The sequence below is a fragment of the Variovorax sp. PvP013 genome, from assembly GCF_050435945.1.
In the GTDB taxonomy this organism is placed as follows: Bacteria; Pseudomonadota; Gammaproteobacteria; order Burkholderiales; family Burkholderiaceae_C; genus Variovorax.
Window position 1 is genome coordinate 1,553,903 of record NZ_JBNDLF010000001.1, and the last position, 25,048, is coordinate 1,578,950.

Genomic DNA, 25,048 nt, shown 5'->3' on the forward strand with positions numbered 1-25,048 from the left:
TTCTTTTCTTCCTTCTCGCGATCGGCCGGTGCAGGCATCGCTGCCACGCCACCCGGCCTCGCCGTTCCCGCACTCAGTGCATCTTGCCGCCGGGCAGCTCTTCCGAGGGCAGCACGCTCTCGTAGTTGTAGCTGGTGTAGCGGTAGCGGCCGTACTTGGGGGCCGAGTAGCCGCGGCGATCCAGGTTCATGCCGTTGAGCAGCACGCCGGAGGCGACCTTGCCGGTCAGCGACAGCCGGCGCACGCTCTCCTTGAGCTCGCCCATGGTGGAGAGGTCGGCGCGGGCCACCAGCAGCACCGTGCCGGCATGCGCCGCCATGGTGGCCGTGTCGGCCGCCACCAGCACCGGGGGCGAATCGATCACCACCAGGTCGTACTGCTGCGACAGCGTGTCCAGGATGCTCTTGAAGGACGACGACACCAGCAGTTCGGCCGGGTTGGGCGGCAGTTGGCCGGTGGCCAGGAAGTCGAGGTCGGGAGCGACCTGCTTGTGCACCGTCTGCTGCACCGACAGGCTGCCGGCGATCAGCTCGGACAGGCCGCCGTGGCGCTGCAGGCCGAAGTACTGGTGCGCATGGCCGCGGCGCAGGTCGGCGTCGATCAGCAGCGTGCGCTTGCCGGCGGCGGCCATCAGGGCGGCGAAGTTGGCCGTCACGAAGCTCTTGCCGACGCCCGGCGTGGCGCCGGTGATGACGACGCGGTTGTTCGGCGACTCCAGCATGGCGAACTGCATGGCGGTGCGCAGGCTGCGCAGGCTCTCGACGGCCGGATCGTCCGGCTTCTCGATGGCCAGCAGGCGGGCACCGCTGACGCCGGTCAGGCGGCGCTTGGCGATGGCGTCCTGCGCGTCGCTCAGCGGGATGGTCGAGAACACGGGCAGGCCGCTGTGGGTCTCGACCTCGTGCGGATCGCGGATGCGCTGTTCGGCCATCGCGCTGCGGATGAAGGCCGTCAGCAGGCCCAGGAACAGGCCGAGGGCCAGCGACGCGCCGATGATGGCGGCGCGGTTGGGCTTGATCGGGTACTCCGGGGTCACGGCGGCGTCGAGCACGCGCACGTTGCCGACCTTGCCCTCCTTCACCAGGCGCAGCTGCAGCGCGCTGTTGAGCAGCGACTGGTAGAGCTCGGTGTTGACCTTGACGTCGCGCTCCATGCGCACGGCTTCCTGCTGGATCGCGGGCAGGCCCTTGATGCGGGTCTGGATGCCGCCGATGTCGGCCTGCAGCGCGGCGATCTGGGCGTCGAGCGTCTGCACCGACGGGTGGCCGGCGGTGAAGCGGCTCTCCAGCTCGCGACGGCGTTGCTGGGCTTCGAGCAGCTTGGTCTGGCGGTCGACCGACGAGGTCAGGATCAGGTTGGCTTCCTCGGAAAAGGCGACGGTGGCCTTCTGGTTGCGGTAGCGGTTGTAGACCTCCTCGGACGCCTCGAGCTGCTGCTTGAACTGCGGCAGCTGCACGTCCAAGAACGCCAGGGTCTTCTGCGCCTCGGCCGCCTTGCGCTCGATGTTCTGCTGCACGTACTGGTCGCCCACGGCGTTGAGGACGCGCGTGATGCGGTAGGGATCGTTGCCCTGTATCGACACGTTGATGATGCCCGACGACTTGCCGCGCTCCACCAGCGTGAGCGAATCCTGCACACCGGCGATGGTTCCCTGCTTGGCCGAGCGGATGACCTCGAACTCGGCGCCCGGCTTGCCGGCGATCTCGCTGACCAGCAGCGAGATCGGGCCGTGCACGGTGCTGGCGTTCAGGACGGTGCCGACGCGGCCGTTGAGGGCCTCGCCGATGCGCGGATGCGACAGCGAGTAGGCGCCGTTGGCCTGCGCCTTGAGGATGAAGGGCGTGCCTTCGAGGTCGGCGGGCACGTCGAAGGTGCTCACGGCGATGCGTTCCAGGCCCGACACGTAGCCGCCGAAGCCCAGGAAACCCGGGTCCGACAGGCCGCTGGCGCGGCGCGCCAGCCAGCCGCCGATCAGCGGCACGTAGCGCGGATGGGCCGTGATGTAGAGCTTGGTGTGCTCCACCGCCGGCGCCACCACCATGCGCGAGCGCAGGATCTCCATCTCGGCGGTCGTGGGTGCGCGCACGTCGAACAGGCCGCCGGCTTCGCTCAGGAAACCCTTGCCGCTGTTGTCGGGCGCGTCCTCGACCTGCAGCGTGATGATCGATTCGTAGGTCGGGCGCGACAGCATCGCGATGGCCGTGCCGATCGCCAGCACCACCAGGGTGATGACGAGGATCAGCCACTTGTTCGTGCGGACGACTTCGGCATAGTGACCGAAGTCGGCGGCGCCGCCTTCGTCCGCGGTGGTCGGCGGGCCGTCGCCCGAGTAGGAGGTGGTGGTGGTGTTCATCGGCTGATAAGTCTGGGGTGGAACGGAAACCGAACGGGGGTTCAGTTGGTCGTCCTTCTGAAGTCGCGCACGGAGTTCAGCGTGGCGGTGGACGGCAGGAGCAGGCTGATCACGCGGTTCCAGCGCACGAGCGGGACCGGGTCGACGTAGACGATGTCCCGGGCGCGCAACGCGAAGCCGTCGGCCAGCGCGAGCGCCGTGGGCGTGTTCGCGTCGAGGTGGAAGATCGACTGGCCCCCGGCGGGCTCGTTGCGGATCACGTAGATCTGGCGCGGGTTGGCCAGGTTCAGGTTGACGCCGCCGGCTTCGTTGAGCGCTTCGTTCAGGCTCAGGTTGCCGTTGCGCATCAGGATCGGGGCCTGGACGTTGACCTCGCCCAGGACCGCCACCTTGCGCTCGTCGCGGCCACGCACCATGACCAGGTCGCCGTTCTTCAGCGGGATGCGGGTCGGGTCGATGCCGGCGCTGGTGAGCGCGAACAGGTCGAGGCTGGTGGTCTTGCCGCCGCGCGTGAGCGTGACGAACGAGCGGTCACCCGTCGGGGCGATGCCGCCGGCACGGTTGAGGGCCTCGGCCAGCGTCATCGGGATGTCGGTGAAGACCAGCAGTCCGGGCACGCGCACCTCGCCTTCGATGTAGGCGCGCTTGCTGCGGAAGGCGGTCACGCGGACGCTCAGCTGCGGATTCTTGAAGACGCGCGAGAGACGCTGGACGAGCGTGTTCTCCAGATCCTGCGTCGTCATGCCCGCGGCCTGCAGCGGACCGGCGTACGGGAAGGTGAGCTGGCCGGTGTTGGACACGATGAAGCCGGGGGCCGGCGAGACGCTGCCCGGGTCGGCCACCGTGGTCGCCGGCACGCCGCTGAAGACGATCTCGGGATGGTCGTAGACCGTGATGCCGATGACGTCGCCGGCACCGATGCGATAGGCCTCGGGCTCGCCGACCAGGGCCAGCACCTCGGGCGAGATCTGGTTGGGCGTGGCGCTGCGCTGCGCCTGGATGAGCTGGGGGGTGATCTGCGTCAGGGCGCCGGGCGGCGGTGCATCCACACCTTCGGACGCGAAGCCCGAAGGCGACGCGGCCGAAGCCGCGTCGTTGCTGGCGGAACGGTAGCCCGGAGCCAATGGTGCACACCCTTGCAGCGCGACCACGGCCGAGAGCAGCAGAGCAGCATGTAGTGGGAAACTTTTCAATTCGGACTCCGCAATAAGCAAAATGAATACTTTTGGAAACAGTTATGAATGTACCTCACGTCGCTTATTTAAGTCCAAATGTTTCTTGGACGAGCGAACATAAGCGTGAGGTATGCAACAGAACAGTCGAAAAGCAGGAGATTAGAGAGAAAACCCTGTGGTATTTCTCTGATAGTTGACCTCTGAAAATCCAGGGTCTTCGCGTAGGCTAAAACTTAAGTGTACTTTTGCGCCAGGGCGCATCATGCCTAAACGAGGCTCAATGTCCATCCACGCCGGCCGCCTGCTTCCAGGCATCGGCCGCCTGGCCCTCGTCGCCACGGGTTTCGGCCAGCTTCGCCAGCGCCTGCCAGGCATGGCGCAGCAGGTGGGGATCCTGGAGGCCCCGCGACGCCTGCGTCAGCAGTTGCTGGGCCTTGCCCCAGAGCTCGCGCTTGAGACAGGCGATCCCCGCCAGGTACTGGAGCATCGGATCGCGTGGATTGTCGCGGTGCGCCGCCTCGATGCGCGCCAGCCATTCGGGATCGACCGATTCCAGGCCCGCTTCGAGGGTGCGCACCAGGCGCACGCGCAAGGCGTCGTCGGCCGGGGCGTGGGTGGCCGCCGACGGTGGCAGCACCACGCGCTCCCAGGTCGGCAGCAGCCAGGCGCGCGCCGTGGCGAGATCGCCGCCGAGCGCGGTCATGCAGTGCGCGGCCTGGATCGCCACCTCGGGCATCGCACGCTCGGCGGCTTCCAGGGAACCCCAGGCCCGCACCAGCTGCGCCGGATCGCGGGCGCCGGAGAGCAGTTCGGTCGCCAGCCCGCGCACGATGCTGCGCGCGGCCGATTCGGAGAACGCCCGGTGCTTGGCCAGCAGCCGCGCGGTCTGCAGCGCCTCGGCCGTGCGGCGATCCTGCCGTGCGGCCTTCAAGCGCAGGCGCAGCGACAGCGTGCGGCGCTGCGCGCCCTGCGGCAGTTCCTCCAGGCGCGCCAGCGCCGCAGCGGCGTCGCCCTCCTCCAGCGCCCAGCGGGCCGAGCGCAGCTGCACGCCCTCGCGCAGCTCGGAGCCCGGTGCGCCGCTGCGCCATTCGCCCTGACCGAGCGCCTGCTGCAGGTGCAGGTCGCGCGCGGCGCGATCCTGCAGCGCCTGGGCACCCTCGGCGGCCAGCAGGTGGGCGATGGTACGGATCTGCCGGGCCTGCGGCAGCGCCGCGTCCAGTCCCGCGAGCGTGCTCTCCTGCGCCAGCGCGGCCAGCGCCGCCTTGCGCGCGCGCGAGAAGCGCCCGGCGAGCAGCTGCACCAGCGCGTCGAGCAGCGCCGCGTGCAAGGCCCGCTCCTTCTGCTGGATGCGCCACTGACGGGCCTCGCGCGGCAGCGAGAACAACGCCGACAGCGCACGCAGCGCCACGTGCAGCAGGATGAAGGCACCGGCGACGATCAGCAGTACCAGGTTGAGCGACAGGTCGATGCGCCAGGACGGCCAGAACACCGTGACCGTGCCCTGGTTGTCGCCCGTGAAGAGCGCCGTCGCGGCGGCGATGCCGAACAGCGCCAGGAACCAGAGGGCCGCGCGCATCAGCGTCCGGCCACGGCCGTCGACAGGGCCGCGAAGGTGTCGTCCAGCCGTGGCGGCTCCACCGCCTTCACCTGCAGCTGCAGCTGCTGGAGCTGCGTGGCCGCGACCTGCACGCGGCGCGAGGACGGATCGAAATAGCGGTTGAGCGCCGTGGTCACGGCGGCGATCTCGCTGCGCGCGGGCTCGACCTGGCGCGACAGCAGCGACAGCCGCACGCCCAGCAGCTTGAGCTTGAGGTTCTCGCGCAGGAAGAAGGCCTGGTCGGGCGAGAGCAGCACGCTCTCGGGCCGGTCGATGCGGCCGACCCGCACCAGCGAGCGCGCCTCGTTGCGCACCGCCGCCAGCACGCGCTGCCACAGCGGCGCGTCGTCGGCGACGGGCTCGATCTGCCAGGCGTCGGTGCTGCCGCCGCTGCGGGCGGGCAACGCGTTGACGGTGGGCAGGTCGTCGATGCCGCGCAGCAGCTCGTCCAGGCGCGCGATGGCTTCGCCGCCGTCGCCGCTGGCGCTGGCGCGCAGGCGGTCGGCATCGCGCTGCATGGCGCGCTGCAGCGGCGCCAGGCGCGGCTGGGCGGCACGCGCGATGCGCTGGTCGGCGGTGCGCAAGGCGGCCAGCAAGGGCCCGGTGCTGCCCGTGACCTGCGCCTGCTGCAACGCCAGGCGCAAGGTGGATTCGATGTCGACCATCAGGTTCTCGTCGCGCGAGCGCGACAGGCTCTGCATGAGTTCCTCCAGCTGCGTCCGCTGCAGCGCGACCTCGGCGACGCGGCCCTCGGCGAGCGACAGGCGCGCGGCCGTGTCGCGCACGGTGTCCTGGGCCTGGCGCGCCAGGGTGCGCGCCTCGAGCGATTGCGCCAGGGCGTCGGCGCTCTGGCGCGCCAGCTGCTCCTGCATGCCCGCGACCTTCTGCCACAGCACCAGGGCGATCACCAGCGACACCAGCGCCAGCAAAGCCAGCAGTCCCAGCGCCAGCCGCGTGAGCAGCTGGGCGCCGGTGGCGGCAGGGGGGAGCGGGGAGATCGGCGTCGGCACCCGGGATGCCACGTCCGGCTCGATGTCGTCGGGAAGCGGCGCGGCGAGACTCATCCGAGCGATTCTATCGACGCGACCAGATCGGCCAGCCGCGGCGAGGCCAGCCCGACGCGGCCGAAACCGGCCTCGCGCGCCGTCTGCGCGATGCGCTCGTGGGTGGCCACCGCGCGCGCCGCGCGCCAGTCGGCGGCCGGCAGCGCCCGGTGCAGGTGCGCGACGGCTTCGGAGCTGCTGAAGAGCCAGACCGACCCGTCGCCCGACGCCGCCATCGCCAGCGCGCGGGCGGCATCGTCCAGGCGCGGTTCGAGCCGGCGGTAGGCGACCACGGTGTCGACGACGCCGCCCGCGCCCTCGATCGCGCGCATCAGCCAGTCGCGCCCGGTGGGCTGCGCCCGCGCGTCGCCGCCGCGCACGATCAGCACGCGCGTGCCGGCGCCGACCTGTGCGCGCACCCGGGCCCACAGCGTCTCGGAGTCGAAGGTCGCCGCCTCGCCCGACGGCGCGTCGATGCGTGTCTCGGGCACGCCGGCCCGGCGCAGGGCGCGCACCGTCCCGGGGCCGGTGGCCCAGCAGCGGCGCGGCGCGGTGTCGGAGGCCTCGCCGACGGCGGCACCAGCGGCTGGCGCCGGCCCGAAGAAATGCTCGACGGCCGCCGCGCTCACGAACATCACCGCGTCGCGCTCCGCCGCGTCGTGCCGCGCCCGCTCCAGCGCCGCGCGCGCGACGGTGTCCTCGACCGGCTCGATGGCGATCAGCGGCAGCGCGTGGGCATCGAAGCCGGCGGCGCGCAGCGCGTCGACCCAGCGCGGGGCCTCGCGCGCCGGCCGGGTGACGATCACGCGCGGACGCATCGGCGGGAGGAAGGCGCGGAGCCGGCGGCGATCGCGACGGCGACGACCACGGCGGGGACCGACTCAGCGCGCACCGGCCGCGCGCAGCAGGCCGGCGGCCGATTCGCCCAGTGCCCGGGCACGCGCGAAGTCGCCGGTCGCGGCGGTCTCGCCCTCGGACGCGCCGTCGGCCGGCCCGGTGTCCACGCCCGTCGCGCTCGTGCCGGCGCGCACCAGGGCGCCGGTGCCTTCCGGGTCGCCCCAGATCGCCTCGATGCCCAGCGTGCCGTCGGCCCGCCAGCGCGCGTGCGCGGCCAGTGGCATCGAGCAGCTGCCGCCCATCGTGCGGCTGACGGCGCGTTCGGCCGTGGTGGCGAGCCAGTCGCGGCGGTGGGCCAGCGGGGCGAGCAGTTCGATCAGGTCGGCGCGGTCGGCGCGCACCTCGATGCCGAGCGCGCCCTGCCCGGCCGAGGGCAGCATGGATTCGGGCTCGAAGGCGACGCGGATGCGGTGTTCCAGGCCCAGCCGCTTGAGGCCGGCGGCGGCCAGCACGATGGCGTCGTAATGACCCTCGTCGAGCTTGCGCAGGCGCGTGTCGAGGTTGCCGCGCAGGGGCTCGATGCGCAGGTCGGGGCGCAGCGCGCGCAGCAGCACGACGCGGCGCAGGCTGGAGGTGCCGACGACGGCGCCATGGGGCAGCGCGTCGACCGAGGCGTGGCGCGGCGAGACGAAGGCGTCGCGCGGGTCCTCGCGCTCCAGCACGCAGGCCAGGGTGAAGTCCTCGGGCAGTTCCATCGGCACGTCCTTGAGCGAGTGGACGGCGATGTCGGCGCGCCCCTCTTCCAGGGCGGTCTCGAGTTCCTTGACGAACAGGCCCTTGCCGCCGACCTTGCTGAGGGTGCGGTCCAGGATCTGGTCGCCCCGGGTGGTCATGCCCAGCAGGGTGACCGTGTGGCCCCGTTCTTGCAGCAGGGCGCGCACGTGTTCGGCCTGCCACAGGGCCAGCCGGCTTTCCCGGGTGGCGATCACGATGTTGCTCAAGACGATTTCCGCTGAAGGCTTAAGAATCGCAGGATGCTAGCATGTTGCGCCGCAGCAACGCTGCCGGCGCGCCGACCCCCTAAAACCAGGAGAAAACGCGAATGACGACAGGCAAGAAGGCCCCGCCCTCCACCGCTCAGAACAAGCCGGTCCGCGGCGACGACGAGCCCCTCATCGACGACATCCGGCTGCTCGGCCGCATCCTCGGCGACGTCATCCGCGAGCAGGAAGGCGAAGCCACCTACGCGCTGGTCGAGAAGGTGCGCACGCTGTCGGTGGCGTTCCGGCGCGATGCCGACCAGGCCGCCGACCGGGCGCTGAAGAACCTGCTCAAGGGCCTGAGCGCGGCCGAGACGGTGCGCGTGATCCGCGCCTTCACTTACTTCAGCCACCTGGCCAACCTGGCCGAGGACCGCCACCAGATCCGCCGCGCCACCGAGGCCGACCGCGCCGGCGCCGCCGAGGACGGCAGCCTGGAGACCGCGCTCGCGCGCATCCGCAAGGCCGGCGTGACCCCCGAGGCGGTGGTCGAGTCGCTCGCGCGCAGCTATGTCTCGCCGGTGCTCACAGCGCACCCGACCGAGGTGCAGCGCAAGAGCATCCTGGACGCCGAGCGCGCCATCGCGCAGCTGCTGACCGCGCGCGACGAGATCGGCTGGCGCCAGCGCGCCTTCGCCGGCGCCAAGGACGCCCTGACGCCGCGCGACTACGCCGACAACGAGGAGCAGATCCGCATCCGCGTGACGCAGCTGTGGCAGACGCGGCTGCTGCGCTTCTCCAAGCTCACGGTGATCGACGAGGTCGAGAACGCCTTGAGCTACTACGAGGCCACCTTCCTGCGCGAGATCCCGCGCGTCTATGCCGAGTTGGAGCGCGAGCTGGGCCACAAGGACATCGCGCCCTTCCTGCGCATGGGCCAGTGGATCGGCGGCGACCGCGACGGCAACCCGAACGTGACCGCCGAGACGCTCGACTACGCGCTGCGCCGCCAGTGCGAACTGGCCCTGCGCCACTACCTCACCGAGGTGCACTACCTGGGCGGCGAGCTGTCGCTGTCGGCCACGCTGGTGGACGTGTCGGTGGAGATGCAGGCGCTGGCCGAGCGCTCGCCCGACCACAGCGAGCACCGCGTCGACGAGCCCTACCGGCGCGCGCTCACGGGCATGTACTCGCGCCTGGCCGCCACGCTGCGCGACCTCACCGGCGGCCAGGCGGCACGCCACGCCATCGCGCCGCAGAACCCCTATCCGAACGCCGAGGAGTTCCTGGCCGACCTGCGCACCATCGCCGAGTCGCTCACCGACAAGCACGGCGCGGCGCTGATCGCGCAGCGCCTGGGACCGCTGATCCGCGCCGTCGAGGTCTTCGGTTTCCACCTGGCGACGGTCGACCTGCGCCAGAGCTCGGACAAGCACGAGGCCGTGGTCGCCGACCTGCTGGCGCAGGCGCAGATCGAATCCGACTACGTCGCCCTGCCCGAGGACGCCAAGCGCACGCTGCTGCTGCGCCTGCTGGGCGAGGCGCGTCCGCTGCGCGTGCCCGATGCCGACTACGCGCCGCTCACGCACAGCGAGATCGCGATCTTCGCGGCTGCCCGCGCATCGCGCGCGCGCTACGGCGACGCCGCCATCCGCCACTACATCATCAGCCACACCGAGAGCGTGAGCGACCTGCTGGAGGTGCTGCTGCTGCAGAAGGAGGTCGGGCTGATGCGCGGCACGCTCGGCGGCTCGGGCGTGTGCGACCTCATCGTGGTGCCGCTGTTCGAGACCATCGAGGACCTGCGCAACGCCGCGCCGATCATGCGGGAGTTCTACGCCCTGCCCGGCGTCAAGGCGCTGGTGCAGCGCTCGGGCGCGCTGCAGGACGTGATGCTCGGCTACAGCGACAGCAACAAGGACGGCGGCATCTTCACCAGCAACTGGGAGCTCTACCGCACCGGCACGGCGCTGGTGGCGCTGTTCGACGAACTCAACGCGCCGGCGCTGGCGGCGACGGCGGCGGCCGCCGACGCCGGCGCCAAGAAGGGCAAGGACGCCAAGGCCGGCGCGGCGCCGGCGGACGACCCCGGTCCGGCCATCGGCCTGCGCATGTTCCACGGCCGCGGCGGCACGGTCGGACGCGGCGGCGGTCCCAGCTACCAGGCCATCCTGGCGCAGCCGCCGGGCACCGTGCGCGGCCAGATTCGCCTGACCGAGCAGGGCGAGGTGATCGGCTCCAAGTACGCCAACCGCGAGATCGGCCGGCGCAACCTGGAGACCCTGGTCGCGGCCACGCTGGAAGCCACGCTGCTGCCCGCGGGCAAGGCCGCGCCGGCGGCCTTCCTCGCGGCGGCGGCGGAGCTGTCGACCGCCAGCATGGCGGCCTACCGCGCGCTGGTCTACGAGACACCGCACTTCGCCGACTACTTCTTCGGCGCCACGCCGATCCGCGAGATCGCCGAACTCAACATCGGCTCGCGCCCGGCCTCGCGCAACCCCAACCGCAGCATCGAGGACCTGCGCGCGGTGCCCTGGAGCTTCAGCTGGGGCCAGTGCCGCCTCACGCTGCCGGGCTGGTACGGCTTCGGCTCGGCGATCGCGCAGTTCCTGGAGAGCGCCGCCACCCCGGCGCAGCGCAAGGAGCGCGAGGCGATGCTGCAGCGCATGTACGCGCAATGGCCGTTCTTCCGCACGCTGCTGTCCAACATGGACATGGTGCTGGCCAAGAGCGACCTGGCGCTGGCCTCGCGCTACGCCGAGCTGGTGGCCGACCGCAAGCTGCGCCTGAAGGTGTTCGGCATGATCGAGGCCGAGTGGCGCCGCACCTCGGACGCGCTCACGCTGATCACGGGCGCCAGGCAGCGCCTGGAAGGCAACGCCGAGATGCAGCGCTCGGTCAGCCACCGCTTCCCCTACATCGATCCGCTGCACCACCTGCAGGTCGAACTGATGCGCCGCTATCGCGCCGGCGAGGGCGGCGAGCGGCTGCAGAACGGCATCCACATCTCGATCAACGGAGTGGCGGCGGGCCTGCGCAACACGGGCTGAGGACGGCCGGTGCGCGGGGCCGGACGGTCTCCGCGCATTCGCCGTAGTGCTTTTTCCTACGTCTTTATCGGCTTCGGAGGATCGACCGTTTTCCTTAAAGGTATACCCTGAGACGCAACACGCACACACCATTTCGCATTTCGCGCGGTCGTCAACGTCTTACCTTGGAACCGTCGTCATGTCCTCTTCGTCCGTCCTCGTCTCCTCCACCGGCCCGGCAACGGCGCCCACGCCGCCGGCCTTCGATTTCGTGAGCAGCGACTTCGACGCCCTGTCCTCGCACATGGCGCAGTGTTCGGCGGCGCACGGCCGATGGTCGGCCGTGCGAGGCGGACTGCAGCAGGTGCACGCGCTCGTCTCGGGCCGCATCGTCACGGTGGCGTTTGTCGCCACGGTGGCCACCGTCGCGCTGGCCACCTTCGCCTGACGGCGTGGCGGCTCCGGTCCTCGCCCATTTCGACTCCCTCAGTCCCTACGCACGCACGTTGCTGTCGCGCCCGCGCGCGGCCGTGCAGCCGCCGGTGCGGGCCGAGCTCTTCGGTGCCCAGCGCTTCGCCCAGCACGGCCACAGCCTGGCCCGCGCGCAGACCGTGCGGGACGCCGACGCCGCCGGGTCCGCGCCGCCCTTCTTCCCGCGCGTCGAGGAGAACCTGGCCTCGCTGCGCGGCGCCTTCGACTACATCGCCCTGATCTCGCGCAGTGGGCGCTACGTGTCGCCCGCGGCCGAATGGCTGCTGGACAACTTCCATCTGGTGGAGGCGCAGCTCCAGGAGATCCGCGAAGGCGTGCCGCGCGGCTACTACGCGCGCCTGCCCAAGCTGGGCACCCCGCCGCTGGCGGGCCTGCCGCGCGTCTACGGCATCGCGTGGGCCTACGTCGCGCACACCGACAGCGTGCTCAACGCCGAGCTCTTCACGACCTTCCTGAACGCCTACCAGGACATCGACGAACTCACGCTGGGCGAACTCTGGGCATTGCCCACGACCCTGCGCGTGGTGCTGCTGGAGAACCTGCGCCGCATGGCCCAGGGCATCGCCGAGAACAAGATCGCGCGCGAACTCGCGCACGCCGCCTGGGACGCGGCCGACCGGCTCACGCACGAGGACCTCGACGCGCTCTTCGCCGTGGTGCGCGAGCACGGCCTGGAGGCGACCTACTGCACGCAGCTGTGGCAGCGCCTGCCGGTCGAGCGGCCGGCCGAGCCGCCGCCCCTGGTCGCCTGGACCGAGCGCAACTGCGAGAACGGACCCGGCCTGATCGCCGACGCCCAGGCCGAGCAGGCCGCCGCCAATCTCACGGTGGGCAACATCATCACCACGCTGCGCATGATCGGGCAGGTGGAGTGGGCCGACCTGATCGAGCCCGTGAGCCGCTCGCTGCGCGTGCTGCGCGAGCTGCCGAGCTTCGGCGAGGAGAGCGAGGGCACGCGCCAGCAGATCACGCAGGCGATGGAGCGCATCGCGCGCGCCACGGGGCGCACCGAACGCGCCGTCGCCGAGACCGTGGTGCGGCTAGCGCGCGCAACGCAGCAGCCCTCGCCGTCCAGGCCGCCGCCGGGCATGGCCACCACCGCACAGGCCGCCGCGCGCACCGCCGGCTACCACCTGCTCGGCCAGGGCCGCGGCGCGCTGGTCGCCGCGCTGGAGACGCAGTCGCCCTACCCGGCGGTCCGCGGCGCCGCGAAGGCCGCCGCGCGGCGCCCGGCCATCCCGCGCGACTGGCACGACCGGCGCCTGATGCTCTACGTGCTGGCGATCGCGGCGGGCACCGCCGTGCTGCTGGCCGCCGCCGTGCACGGGCTGCACCGGCGCGGCATCGCCGAGTTCGGCTGGCCGACGCTGGCGGCGCTGGCGCTGCTGGTCTGGCCGCTGTCGGAGGCGGTGATCGCGCTGATCCACCGCGTCGTCGCCGAGTCCACGCGCGTGCAGACGCTGCCGCGGCTGGATTTCGCCGCCGGCATCCCGGCCGCGCACCGCGTGCTGGTGGCGATGCCGACGATGCTGACCTCCAGCGCCGGCAACGCCCGGCTCGCGCAGCGGCTCGAACTGCACTGGCTGGCCAACCGCGAGGCCCACGCGCAGTTCGCGCTGCTGACCGACTTCGCCGATGCCGCCGAGGCGGTGCAGCCGGGCGACGAGGAACTGCTGGCCGACGCGCTGGGCCGCATCGCCGCCCTCAACGCCCGCCACCCCCACGCACCGGGCGGACCGCCGCGCTTCGTGCTGCTGCACCGCCCGCGCACCTGGAGCGCGACCGAGCGGCGCTGGATCGGCTGGGAGCGCAAGCGCGGCAAGCTGGAGATGCTGCTGCGCCTGCTCGCCACCGGCGACGCGAGCGGTTTCCTGCCGATGGCGCCGGGCCTGTGGCTGGCGCACGCGATCCCCTACGTCGTCACGCTCGACAGCGACACCGGGCTGCCCCCGGGCGGCCTGCGCGAACTGGTCGCCATTGCCGCGCATCCGCTCAACGCGCCGCAGGTCGACGTCGCCGCCGGCCGGGTGACGGCCGGCTTCGGCATCCTGCAGCCGCGCGTGGTCACGCCGCTGCCCGGGCGCGAGGAGCGCTCGCCGTTCCACTGGATGTTCGCCGGCCGCTGCGGCATCGACCCCTACAGCAGCGGCGCCTCGGACATCTACCAGGACCTCTTCGGCACCGGCTCCTTCACCGGCAAGGGCCTGCTCGACGTGCGCGCCGTCCACGCCGTGCTCGACGCCCGCCTGCCGGCCGACGCCGTCCTCAGCCACGACCTGCTCGAAGGCACGGTCGCGCGCTGCGCCGTGGTGAGCGACCTGGTGCTGATCGAGGACCATCCGCACCACGCCGGCGTCGCCGCCTCGCGCATCCACCGCTGGACGCGCGGCGACTGGCAACTGCTGCCGCTGATGCTGCGCGCGCGGCGTTTCGGCATCGACGCCCTGGGCCTGTGGAAGATGGGCGACAACCTGCGCCGCTCGCTGGTGGCGCCGGCCTCGGCCGCGCTGCTGGCGCTGGCGGTCTTCGCCGACGCGCTGCCGCTGGCCTGGGCCTTCGGCGCCGTCGCCGCCGCGCTGGTGCTGGGACCGCTGCTGGGTGCCCTGGCCGGGCTGGTGCCGACGCGGCGCTCGATCGCGTTGCGGCACTTCTTCGAGGTCGGCGCGGTCGACCTGGGGCGCGCCGTCGCCGGCGCGGCCTGGCAGTTCTCGCAGCTCGCGGCGTCGAGCCGGCTGCTGATCGACGCCCTGCTGCGCGCGCTCTGGCGCCTCGCCGCGAGCCGGCGCCACCTGCTGCAGTGGACCACCGCCGAGCAGGCCCAGGCGCAGGCGCGCTACGGCCTGGCGTCGTTCGTGCGCGGCGCGGCGCCGACGAGCCTCGCGTGCCTGGGGCTGGCCGTGGTCGCCGCCGCATGGAGTCCGCACCCGGTCGCGGGCGTGCTGCTGTTCGGCCTGTGGGCGCTGGCGCCCGTGGCGGCCTGGTGGGCCAGCCGCGTGCCGGCGCACCGGCAGGCGACGCACGCGCTCGACGCCGACGACCGCGCCTATCTGCAGACGCTCGCGCACGACACCTGGCGCTTCTTCGAGCACGCCGTCGGCCCCGAGGACAACCACCTGCCGCCCGACAACCTGCAGCTCGAACCCGAACCCACGCTGGCCCACCGGACCTCGCCGACCAACATCGGCATGTACCTGCTGGCCTGCTGCTGCGCGCGCGACTTCGGCTGGATCGACGACGCCGCGCTGGCCGCGCGCCTGCGCGCCACGCTCGGGAGCGTCGACCGGCTGGGCAAGCACCGCGGCCATCTCTACAACTGGTACGACACGCGCACGCTGGCCCTGCTGCCGCCGGCCTACGTCTCCAGCGTGGACAGCGGCAACCTCGCCGGCCACCTGCTGGCCGTGGCCGGCGCCTGCCGGGCCTTCGCGGCGGCGGCGCCGCCGGTCTTGCCCGCCGGGCGGCCCCACGAGCTGCTGGCGCTGGCCGCGCGCTGCGAAGCGCTGTGCCACGGCATGGACTTCAGCGGCCTCTACGACGCCAAGCGCCACCTGTTCCACATCGGCCTGCGGGTCGAGGACGACGCGCTCGACGCCAGCTACTACGACCTGCTGGCCTCCGAGTCGCGCCTGCTGAGCTTCCTGGCCATCGCCAAGGGCGACGCACCGCGGCGCCACTGGATGGCGCTCGGGCGGCCGTTCCTGTCGGTGGGCGCCACGCCGGGGCTGAAGTCGTGGTCGGGCTCGATGTTCGAGTACCTGATGCCGGCGCTGGTCATGGCCGAGCCCGAGGACGGCCTGCTGCAGGTCGCCAACCTCGCCGCCGTGCGCGAGCAGCAGGCCTACGGCGCGCAGCAGGGCCTGCCCTGGGGCGTGTCGGAGTCGGCGTACTTCGCGCAGGACCATTCGCTGGCCTATCAGTACTCGCCTTTCGGTGTGCCGCGCCTGGCGCTGCGCCGCACGCCGCCGACCGACCGCGTGGTCGCCCCCTACGCCAGCCTGATGGCCACGCTGGTGGCGCCGGCCGAAGCGGTGGCCAACCTGCGGCGGCTGGAGACGATGGGCGCGCGCGGCGAGTTCGGTTTCTTCGACGCCGTCGACTTCACCGTCGCGCGCCAGCCCGAGGGCCAGCCGCTGTCGGTGGTGCGCAACTTCATGGCGCATCACCAGGGCATGGCGCTCGTCGCCCTGGGCAACGTGCTGCGCGACGACGCGCCGCGCCGCTGGTTCGCCGCCGCCGCGCTGGTGGAGGCCCACCTGCCGCTGCTGCACGAACGCACGCCGCGCCAGATCATCGGCAGCGCCGACCCGCGCCCGCCGCCCGAGCCGAGCATGGGCGAGGCGCCGGTGGCCCACCAGCCGCGCGTGATCGATCCGACCGTGCCGGGCTTCCAGCCGACGCACCTGCTGTCCAACGGCCGCTACACGCTGGCCCTGCGCGCCAGCGGCGCGGGCGTGAGCCGCTGGCGCTCGTTCAACGTCACGCGCTGGCGCGACGACCCGCTGCGCGACGCCCACGGCACCTTCTTCTACGTGCGCGAGGCCGGCGGCCGGGACTTCACTTCGCTGACCGCCCTGCCCGCCCCGGGCGAGGGCTGGCAGTACCGCACCCGCTTCCTGGCCGACCAGGCCCAGTTCGACGCCGTGGGCGACGGCCTGCACGCGCGCACCCTGGTGCTCATCAGCCCCGAGGACGACACCGAGCTGCGCACGGTGACGCTGCACAACGACGGCGAGGTCGAGCGCACGCTCGAACTGGTCTCCTACTTCGAGCCGGTGCTGTCCCAGCCGAAGGCCGACGAGGCGCATCCGGCGTTCGCCAACCTGTTCGTGCAGACGCGCTGGGAGCCGCACTGGCGTGCCCTGCTGCTCTCGCGCAAGCCCCGCCTGCACGGCGATGCGGTGATGGCGGTGGCGCACTTCCTGGCCGCGACCGACGACCACGTGGTCGCGGTCGACTGCATGACCGACCGCCGCGCCTTCATCGGGCGCAACGGCACGCTGGCCGCGCCGCGCCTGGACGCGCAGCCGCGCGACGCCGGCGGCGCGCCGATCGACGGACTCGACCCGATCGCCTGCCTGCGCGTGACATTGCGCATCCCCGCCGGCGCCACCGCGCGCGTGACCTTCGCGACGGCGGCCGACGAGAACGTCGAGGCGCTGATCCCGCGCATCGACCGCTACCTGCAGCCCATGCACGTCGAGCGCGCCATGCGCATGGCTGCCACGCTGGCGCAGGTGCGGCTGCGCGACCTGTCGATCGACCCGGCCAAGAACGTCGCGCTGCAGGACCTCACGACCATCCTGACCTACACCACGCCGCGCGTGATGAGCGACCGGGGGCCGATCGACCTGCGCCACATCTGGCGCTTCGGCATCTCCGGCGACAAGCCGATCGTGCTGGTGCACATCCACTCGGTCGGCGGCATGGGCCTGGTCGACACCTTGCTGCGCGCGCAGCCGTGGTGGGGCTTCGGCGGCGTGGCCTGCGACCTGGTGGTGCTCAACGGCGAACCCAACTCCTACCTGATGCCGCTGCAGCGCGAGATCGAGGCCCTGCGCAACCGCGTGGCCCACGAGACGCAGAACAGCTTCCCGCGCAACGACGCGGCGGGTTTCTACCTGCTGCGCGACGCCGAGGTGGTGCCGGCCGAACGTGCCGCGCTGTCGAGCCTGGCGCGGGCGGTGTTCACCGCCGACGGTCGCACGCTGGAGGCCCAGATGGCGGCATTGCGCGAGGCGGCGACGCCGGCCCTGCCCGCGCCGGCGGGCGACGGCGACGAGGCGCCGGCGGAACCGCGCACGCCGCTGGCCGCCACGCGCGTCGCCACGGCGCCGACGGCCGGCGCGCCGGCCGCGACGGTGCACGGCGGCTTCGACGCCGCCAGCGGCGAATTCCGCTTCGAGGTCGACGCGGCGCGGCGCACGCCCAAGCCGTGGGTCAACGTGATCGCCAACGCCACGTTCGGCTTCCAGGTGTCGGAGACCGGCACCGGCTACACCTGGGCCGCCAACAGCCGCATGCACCAGCTCACGCCGTGGTCGAACGACCCGGTCCAGGACCCGGCCTTCGAGCACTACCTGCTGCAGGACGTCGACACGCGCGAGTTGCTGCCGCTCACGCCGGCGAGCCGGGGCGACGGCACCGCCGCGCACCGCGTGCGCCACGGCCAGGGCTACAGCGTGTTCGAGTGCGCGACCGGCGGCATGACGCTGGAGACCACCTTCTTCGCCGACCGCGACGAGCGCGTGAAGCTGGTGCAGGTGCGGATGCGCAACGGCGGCCCCCGCCGGCGCCGGCTGCGCGCGCTGGCGCTGGTCGAATGGCAGCTGGGCGCGGCGCGCGGCGAGCGGCGCACCGTCCACACCTGGAAGGGCGAGGACCTGGATGCCGTGTTCGGCCAGCAGCGCGAGTGCAGCGGCGGCTTCGGCGGCAGCACCGCCTTCCTGGCGCTGGCCGGCCTGCCCGCGGGCGTGACCGACGCCGTGCAATGGACCTGCGAGCGCAGCGAGTTCTTCGCCGGCCGCGGCGGCGTCGAGATTCCGGACCTGCTCGGACGCCGCGCCGGCCACGGCCTGGACGCCTGCGCCGCCATCGACGGCGAGTTCTTCCTGGAGGCCGGCGCCAGCGCGCAGCTGTGCTTCATGCTCGGCCACGCTCCCGACGCCGAGGCCGCCGTCGCATTGGCGCGGCGCTGGCAACGGCAGGACGTCGACGCCGCCCTGGCGCGCGCGCGCGGCTTCTGGGACGAGCTGCTCGGCCGGCAGCAGGTGCGCACGCCCGATCCGCTCTTCGACGCCCTGGTCAACCGCTGGCTGATGTACCAGACGCTGGTCTGCCGGCTGTGGTCGAAGGCCGGCTTCTACCAGGCCGGCGGCGCCTTCGGCTTCCGCGATCAGCTGCAGGACGCGATGGCCTTCGCGCTGACCGACCCCGACCGCCTGCGCGAGCAGATCATCGTCAACGCGGCGCGGCAGTTCCCCGAGGGCGACGTGCAGCACTGGTGGCACATGCCCGGCGGCGCCGGCGTGCGCACGCATTTCTCGGACGACCTGCTGTGGCTGCCCTACGCGATCTCCCACCACGCCGAGGTCACGGGCGACGCGACGCTGGCCGACGTGGAGGTGCCCTTCGTCGACGGCCCCGGCATCCCCGAGGGTGCCGAGGACGCCTACTACGCGCCGCAGGTCACCGAGGCGCGGGCCAGCGTCTACGAGCACGGCGCGCGCGCCATCGACCGCAGCCTGGTCACCGGCGTCCATGGCCTGCCGCTGATGGGCACGGGCGACTGGAACGACGGCATGAACCGCGTCGGCCACGAAGGCAGGGGCGAGTCGGTCTGGCTCGCGTGGTTCCTGTGCAGCGTGGTCGAGCGCTACGCACCGCTGGCCGAGGCGCGCGGCGACGGCGAGCGCGCCCGGCGCTGGCTCGACGCGCGGCGCGGCTGGATCGCCGCGCTGCACGACGCCGGCTGGGACGGCGCCTGGTTCCGCCGCGCCTTCTTCGACGACGGCACGCCGCTGGGCTCGTCGGCCAACGAGGAATGCCGCATCGACCTGATCGCGCAGGCCTGGTCGGTGCTCTCGGGCGCCTCCGACGACGCGCACACGAAGCCGGCCATGGCCGCCCTGGAGGCACGGCTGCACGACGAGCCCGCCGGCCTGTTGCGCCTGCTGCATCCGCCGCTGGCGCACTCGGAGCCCAACCCCGGCTACATCCAGGCCTACCCGCCGGGCGTGCGCGAGAACGGCGGCCAGTACTCGCATGCCGCCGTCTGGGCGCTGATGGCGCAGGCGCTCTCGGGCGACGTCGCGGCCGCGTGGGAGAGTTTCGAGGGCCTGAGCCCGGCGCACCGCGCGGTCCATCCGACGCGCGGTCCGGCCTACGAGCTGGAGCCCTACGTGATGGCCGGCGACATCTACGGCGCCGCGCCCTACGTCGGCCGTGGCGGCTGGAGCTGGTACACCGGCTCGGCCGCCTGGCTGCACCGCGCCGCGACCGAGACCCTGCTGGGCCTCGCGGTACACGGCGACCGCCTGTCCCTCACCCCGCGCGTGCCGGCGCACTGGAGCGGCTTCGAGATGACGTTGAAGCTCGGCGGCAAGTCCTTCACGCTGCGCCACGGCACGCCACCGGCCGACGCGACGGCCCAGTCGACGCCGCAAGGTCCGACCCACCATGCCGCGTCCGGCGAGTGGATCGACTGGCATGCCCTGCCAGACGGCGCCGTCCTGCAAATCGGCAGCTGACATCGAAGATGGCGTCGGTGGCGCGGGCCGGAGAGACACGGGGCTGCCAGTAGCCGGTCACGCTCGCGCGGGCCAGGCCGGTGGCACCGGGCGCGTCGGCCAGGATGCTGGTGAAGCCCGGCAGCTCGGGCATGTGCGCGAGGTGCGGGGGCACCTGCAGGGTCTGCCCGGGCGGGATGTGGGCGCGGTGGGCGGGTGGATGGACGTGGCCCGAGAGCTTCTGGGCCCTGGGCGTCACGCGCACGGCCTTGGCCGCGTCGATTAGGGTGTCGGGATTGCCGTCCCACTGGGGCAGCTTCGCCGGTGGCAGGGGCAGCACCCGGTCGAGGTTGGGGAGTTGGAGGTGCTTGTCGAAGCGCAGGCGTTCGGAGATCGCCTGATATCTGCGAGCGCGAATCGGATCCTTGGCATGTCCAACAATGGGATCGCCATCGTCAAACGAGGCGAACAAATAGTTCGCACATTTCTGGTATCCGCGCTTGACACCTTCGTGCATGACCTGCAGGGCTCGCTGAGAAGCCTCTGGCGTTCGGGCTGACTGATTCAGGGATAAGCCGAGGCTGTAGGCCGCCAGCGCGGACCCTTGCGCAAATGCGCACTCCAGCATCTGCAGCCCGATGACTTTATTTCCCCAGTAGCTCGGTGGGCTGTCGTGATCGGCATCGAGCTTCTCGCCCAGGAACGCCTGCGACTCCATGCTGCCCATGTCCGCGGCCCACTGCCAGAACGCATAGGCCACCGTGTCGTCCTGCTTGAGCGGCCCCGCACCCATCATGTACAGGCTGCCCATGCGGTGCCAGGCGGCCGGCACGCCCTGGCGCATCAGGTCCTCCGTCAGCCGGATCGCCTCCTTCGCATCGACCTCCACGCCCCGGCCTTCGAGGTACATCTGTGCGAGGTTCAGCTGCGCCTTCCAGTGCCCCAGCTTCATGGCCTGCGTGTACAGCCGAGCCATGCCGGCGTAGTCGCGCTGGTCGTACCAGATCTGCCAGTCGTCGAGCGCCAGGGCCTGCTCGAACAGCGACTGCGCTTCGGCGCCGATGGGTGGGTTGACCGCCGCCTCCTGCTTGCATTCGAAGCTCTTGCGATGCGGCTGGAAGGCCGGCAGTTGGGTGAAGCGCGGCAGATCGCTGCCGGGAGAGTTGGAGTCCATGGAGCAGGCCGCGAGGCTGAGCACGAGCGGCAGCGCCAGCAGGGCGCGCCACCAAACCGTGCCAGTGCTGGCGCCTTCGCTGCGTACTGCCAATCGCCTGTGTGCGTGATGCGTGCCCGTTTGCATTGCCGTCTGCTCAGCCCGCCATCGGCCCGTCGAAACCCGACTCGCAGGCGAGCATCAGCCGCCAGTCCACCTGCTCGTCTTTCATCGGCACGCCCTTGGCCCGCAGGCTCGGCATGCGCTGCCCCTTCTCGACAAAGGCTTGCCACTTCCAGCCTTCACTCTCCAACGACGACGTTCCCGAGGTCCGCGACAGCGACTGGGCTTCGTCGACGACATGGGGCTGCCAGATGCCCGTCTGCGGGCAGGCCTGGTCGCCCTTGCAAGTCATCTGCGTGGCCTCGTCGATGGCGCGCGCGGTACCGGCCTCGACCAACCAGTCCTGCGGTACCCGCTGGGCCACGGGCCAGCCCATGAAGTGCCAGGTGACGAGGTAGTGCGCGAGGTCTTCGTGCGGCAAGTCGGTGTTGCCCACGTCGAGCTGCATGCGCTCGCCTTCGCGAAAGCGCAGGGGCGGCCGGTTGGCGAGGTCGCGGCGCAGGCGGGCCGTGGCGATGGAGTCGGTGGCGCGGGCCGGAGAGACCCTGGGCTGCCAATAGCCGGTCACGCTCGCGCGGGCCAGGCCGGTGGCACCGGGCACGTCGGCCAGGATGCTGGTGAAGCCCGGCAGCCCGAGCATGTGCGCGAGGTGCGGGGGCACCTGCAGGGTCTGCCCGGGCGGGATGTGGGCGCGGTGAGCGGGTGGATGGACGTGGCCCGAGAGCTTCTGGGCCCTGGGCGTCACGCGCACGGCCTTGGCCGCGTCGATCAGGGTGTCGGGGTTGCCGTCCCACTGGGGCAGCTTCGCCGGTGGCAGGGGCAGGACACGGTCGAGGTTGGGGAAGCGCAGGTCGGGGTTGTGCCAGAGGGCTTCGGCCAATGCGCGATATCGGTCGGCCCGCACCTTGTCGATCTGATGCCTGTTGATCGGATCGCCCGAACGCAAGGATGAGGACAAGTAGCCTGCTGCGTCTTCGCTGCCGAACTTGACGCCGTCGTGCAGGATTTGCAGGGCACGGGCGAATTGCTCTTCAGGTGTAGTACTGGGAGGGATGAGTTGAGGCACGCCCTTAGCTTTAATGCGCAGCCAAGTTCCAAGTTGAAAACCAGCCTTGCCGTAGCCTTGGGCATATGCGCATTCGAGCAACTTGAACATCAACGCATGATTTGCCCATTTGGCCTGTCCGGGCTTCTCCATATCTCGGTGTCCCAACTCCAACACACCGGCAATCATGGTTTGCGCCAACGGACTGCCTAGGTCTGCCGCGAGTTCGTAGAACGCCCATTGCCGGTCAGTGCTTTGCTTGACCCCATAGCCTCCACCATAAAACTCCCCCATCCAAAAGAAGGCATCGGCCACCCCTTGGCGCATTAGCACTTCCATCTTCGAAACCACTACCTCCGACATTTCTGGCGAAACCTGGAAACGGCCCTTGACACTGTTCACACCGGCGCCGGTGCGCGCCGTCTGCAGCCACATCAGCGCGGCCTTCCAGTGCCCCTGGGCCGCCGCCTGATCCCATAGCTTCATGGCCTGTGGCCAGTCGCGCTCGTTCGGCCATAGCTCCCCGCTGGTCAAAGTCATGGCGTGTTCATGCAGTTCCTGCGCCTGCGGTGTCAGGGTCGGGGCGCTGGTGGCTTGGTTGCGACAAGCGAACTCGCCCGCATCGCGGTGCGGATCGAAGGTCTTCAGGTTGATGTTGCGCGGCAGCACACCCTCCTCGCTTAGCTGGGCGAGGTCGGACTGTGCGGTGAAGGGATAGGCATAGGCTTGCATGTCGGGCTTGCAGGCGTTCAGTGTGGCGTACAGGAAGAAGTTAAGAAGAATGACAATTGCACGGGTAGGAATCGGCATGTCTTCACCCATTCACCCGTAGCGGTGCATCGAAATGCGTGTGTCTTCGAACCGGACGAGAAAGCCCGTCATAGGCTCAGGCGGACTTTTCGCAAGTCCCTGTTTGTTGTTCAACGCGAGCGTCTTCCAGCGCTCAAATGCCAATGCAATTTCTTTCGTAGACCCGTTCCTCCCAACCCCCTCCGCATCACCCCCCGTCTGCATCCCCCACACCCGCCGCCTGAACGATCGAACATGCCCGATGCTGTCGGTCGCCAGATTGATCTCGCTGTCTGCAGCCATGCTGCGCAGGTTCAGGTTGGCGCTGCCCAGCGTCATGAAGCAGTCGTCGATCATCAGCAGCTTGCTGTGGATGTAGATGTCGCGACTGGCGCCCAGCGCAGCCTGACCAGTCTGGTTGGGCGTGGCCATCTTGCAGACGAGCACCTTCAGGCCCAGGCTCTTGCCGTCCTGCATCAGCACGCCATCCTTGTCGAGCGTGGGTTCCTTGACCTTCTGCGCATCCTGCGTCACGGGGCTCAGGAGCACGGACGGCCGGGGGCCGATCCGTCCCAGCACGGCGCGGCCGGATGCCTTTTCCTGGGGCGACAGCGCGGCATGGCGTGCATCCCACGCCTGCTGTGCTGCCAGGGTTTTCTCCTCGCTCGCATACACGTCTCTCTGGTTCTGCATCGACTGCCCCTGGCCCAGGCTTTTGAACGTGTCGTAGGTGCGCGGGATCATTCCTTCGTCCTCGGGCAGGGGCATCACCACCATCAGGTGCAGGGTGCGCGCGTCCCGGCTCGTGCGGCCCGCTCCCTGCACCCACTGCATGAACGCCGTGCGGTTGGCCTTGAGGTGGCGCGCCCATTCCTCGTAGAAGAAGTACTGGTTCTCCAGATAGATGTAGTTGCGCGCGACGCTGGTGGCCTGGAAGTAGGCGTGCTTGATGCTTTTGTCGAAGGCCCAGCACTTCTCCTGATCGTCATACTCTTCCTCGGGCTGGGTGCGCAGCACCTGCAGGCGCAGACGTCGCTCGGCCGGGCTGCCGGTCTTGCCCAGCTTGCGAGGATCCAGCGAGGGATCGATGTCGGCGCTGCGCACGGCCTGGGCCTTGGCGTTGCTCGTGGCCGCCAGCTTGGGCAGCAGCGGCGCGCGGTTCCAGGCACGGCAGAAGTTCTGGTGCACGTCGATGAGCGCATGCCCCTCGACACGAAAGGCGTAGTCCTGCAGCGGCTTGCGGCTGACAGGCCGTCCCGACTGGAGGGCCTGTCTGGCCACGTCATCGCTCGTGCCAGCGAGGTCCTGCTCGCGCAGCGGGTCGTCGAAGCCGTGCTCCGCGCTGTCCCAGTAATCGCTCACGCTGTTGAGGCCCATCACGTAGCCCACGGCAAGGCTGCCTTCTTGGTAGGCGTAGTCGATCAGGATGGGCTTCTGGTGGTGGGTGGCATTTTCTTCAATCAGCATCTTCTCGGTGACCAGTCCTCCAAGGGTGCCGGCCGTTGTCTGCGGCTGATCGGCTTCGTCGGCCACGCTGGTCTTGACGTGCTGCGCCACGCCGTCGCGTCCACGCACCTCCAGGTTCCGGATCTGGCCCGCCGTCGCTTCGCGCCACCACCGTGTGCAGTAGTCCAGGCGTTGCTCCGCCACGGACTTCGAGGACATGGAGGTGATGGAAGATCTTCCGATGCTGCCGGCCATGCCGACGGTGGGAGCGCGCAATTCGTCGGACGTGTGATTGATGACGCCACCCACGAGGAACTCGGTCGGATTGACATACCCGACCAACGAGTTCTGCTTGGCCGACCCCCGGGGGCTGTACCACACCAGCAGGCGCACCTTGACGCCCTGGGCGGCCTTGCGCCTGAGGAGTTCACCATAGGGCTCGCCTTGCGCCCAGGGGTACGCGGCCATGCAATTTCCACGCACCAGCGCCATGCCAGGGTCGAATCCCCAGCACACCAGATCGATGCTCTCGCGCGCGGCTTCGATGTCTCGGGCGATGGCCTGGAAGCCTTCTCGACCGCCGATGAAGGCCTGCAGCTTGTTGCCAGTGCGGATGGGGTGCGACGTGCTTTTCTCCAGCAACCACTGCTGCGTGACGGTGGCCGTGCGCTTTCGCTCATCGATGTGAACGATCTGCGGGTTCTGGGTCTTGAGGGGATCGGCTGCTGGTTGGGCCATGGACGTTTCCGGGATGAGGTGAC

The 25,048-nt window shown here is 70.8% G+C and carries 11 protein-coding genes and 1 pseudogene; 3 read left to right on the forward strand and 9 right to left on the reverse strand.

What is annotated here, in order from left to right:
- Positions 1–73 precede the first annotated feature (73 nt).
- From ABID77_RS07440 to hemC, 6 genes are all read right to left on the reverse strand, one after another.
- Complete coding sequence (locus ABID77_RS07440; RefSeq protein ID WP_429593004.1) at positions 74–2,353, reverse strand: polysaccharide biosynthesis tyrosine autokinase; 2,280 nt, start codon at positions 2,351–2,353, stop codon at positions 74–76.
- 41 nt (positions 2,354–2,394) lie between these two features.
- Entirely contained in the window at positions 2,395–3,546 is a 1,152-nt protein-coding gene (locus ABID77_RS07445; protein WP_429593007.1) for a polysaccharide biosynthesis/export family protein, read from the reverse strand.
- A gap of 259 nt (positions 3,547–3,805) precedes the next feature.
- Entirely contained in the window at positions 3,806–5,104 is a 1,299-nt protein-coding gene (locus ABID77_RS07450; RefSeq protein WP_429593010.1) for a heme biosynthesis HemY N-terminal domain-containing protein, read from the reverse strand.
- Entirely contained in the window at positions 5,104–6,189 is a 1,086-nt protein-coding gene (locus ABID77_RS07455) for a uroporphyrinogen-III C-methyltransferase (protein ID WP_429593013.1), read from the reverse strand. The genes ABID77_RS07450 and ABID77_RS07455 overlap by 1 nt, the downstream gene beginning before the upstream one ends.
- A complete protein-coding gene (locus tag ABID77_RS07460) occupies positions 6,186–6,986 on the reverse strand; it encodes a uroporphyrinogen-III synthase (protein WP_429593016.1) in 801 nt (266 codons plus the stop codon). Before ABID77_RS07460 ends, ABID77_RS07455 begins: the two co-directional genes overlap by 4 nt.
- A gap of 63 nt (positions 6,987–7,049) precedes the next feature.
- Positions 7,050–8,006, reverse strand: coding sequence for a hydroxymethylbilane synthase (gene hemC / locus ABID77_RS07465; protein ID WP_429593019.1), 957 nt, complete (start codon positions 8,004–8,006; stop codon positions 7,050–7,052).
- Between the two features lie 101 nt (positions 8,007–8,107).
- Here hemC and ABID77_RS07470 point away from each other — a divergent pair, with 101 nt between their 5' ends.
- The 3 genes from ABID77_RS07470 (at position 8,108) to ABID77_RS07480 (ending at position 19,752) form a co-directional block, all read left to right on the forward strand.
- Complete coding sequence (locus ABID77_RS07470) at positions 8,108–11,035, forward strand: phosphoenolpyruvate carboxylase (protein WP_429593022.1); 2,928 nt, start codon at positions 8,108–8,110, stop codon at positions 11,033–11,035.
- Positions 11,036–11,213: 178 nt separating this feature from the next.
- Positions 11,214–11,462: a hypothetical protein gene (locus ABID77_RS07475; protein ID WP_429593025.1), complete on the forward strand. Its 249-nt coding sequence runs from the start codon at positions 11,214–11,216 to the stop codon at positions 11,460–11,462.
- Positions 11,463–11,466: 4 nt separating this feature from the next.
- Positions 11,467–19,752 carry a GH36-type glycosyl hydrolase domain-containing protein gene (locus ABID77_RS07480; protein WP_429593028.1) on the forward strand — a complete coding sequence of 2,762 codons (8,286 nt, stop codon included), beginning with the start codon at positions 11,467–11,469 and terminating at the stop codon, positions 19,750–19,752.
- 286 nt (positions 19,753–20,038) lie between these two features.
- On the opposite strand, the pseudogene ABID77_RS07485 reads toward ABID77_RS07480, so the two are convergent.
- The 3 genes and pseudogenes from ABID77_RS07485 to ABID77_RS07495 form a co-directional block, all read right to left on the reverse strand.
- Positions 20,039–21,031: pseudogene (locus ABID77_RS07485) on the reverse strand (DUF6396 domain-containing protein); the annotation flags it as partial.
- Positions 21,032–21,041: 10 nt separating this feature from the next.
- Positions 21,042–22,862: a tetratricopeptide repeat protein gene (locus ABID77_RS07490; protein WP_429593031.1), complete on the reverse strand. Its 1,821-nt coding sequence runs from the start codon at positions 22,860–22,862 to the stop codon at positions 21,042–21,044.
- A 12-nt stretch (positions 22,863–22,874) separates the two neighbouring features.
- A complete protein-coding gene (locus tag ABID77_RS07495; protein ID WP_429593034.1) occupies positions 22,875–25,025 on the reverse strand; it encodes a hypothetical protein in 2,151 nt (716 codons plus the stop codon).
- Positions 25,026–25,048: the final 23 nt, after the last annotated feature.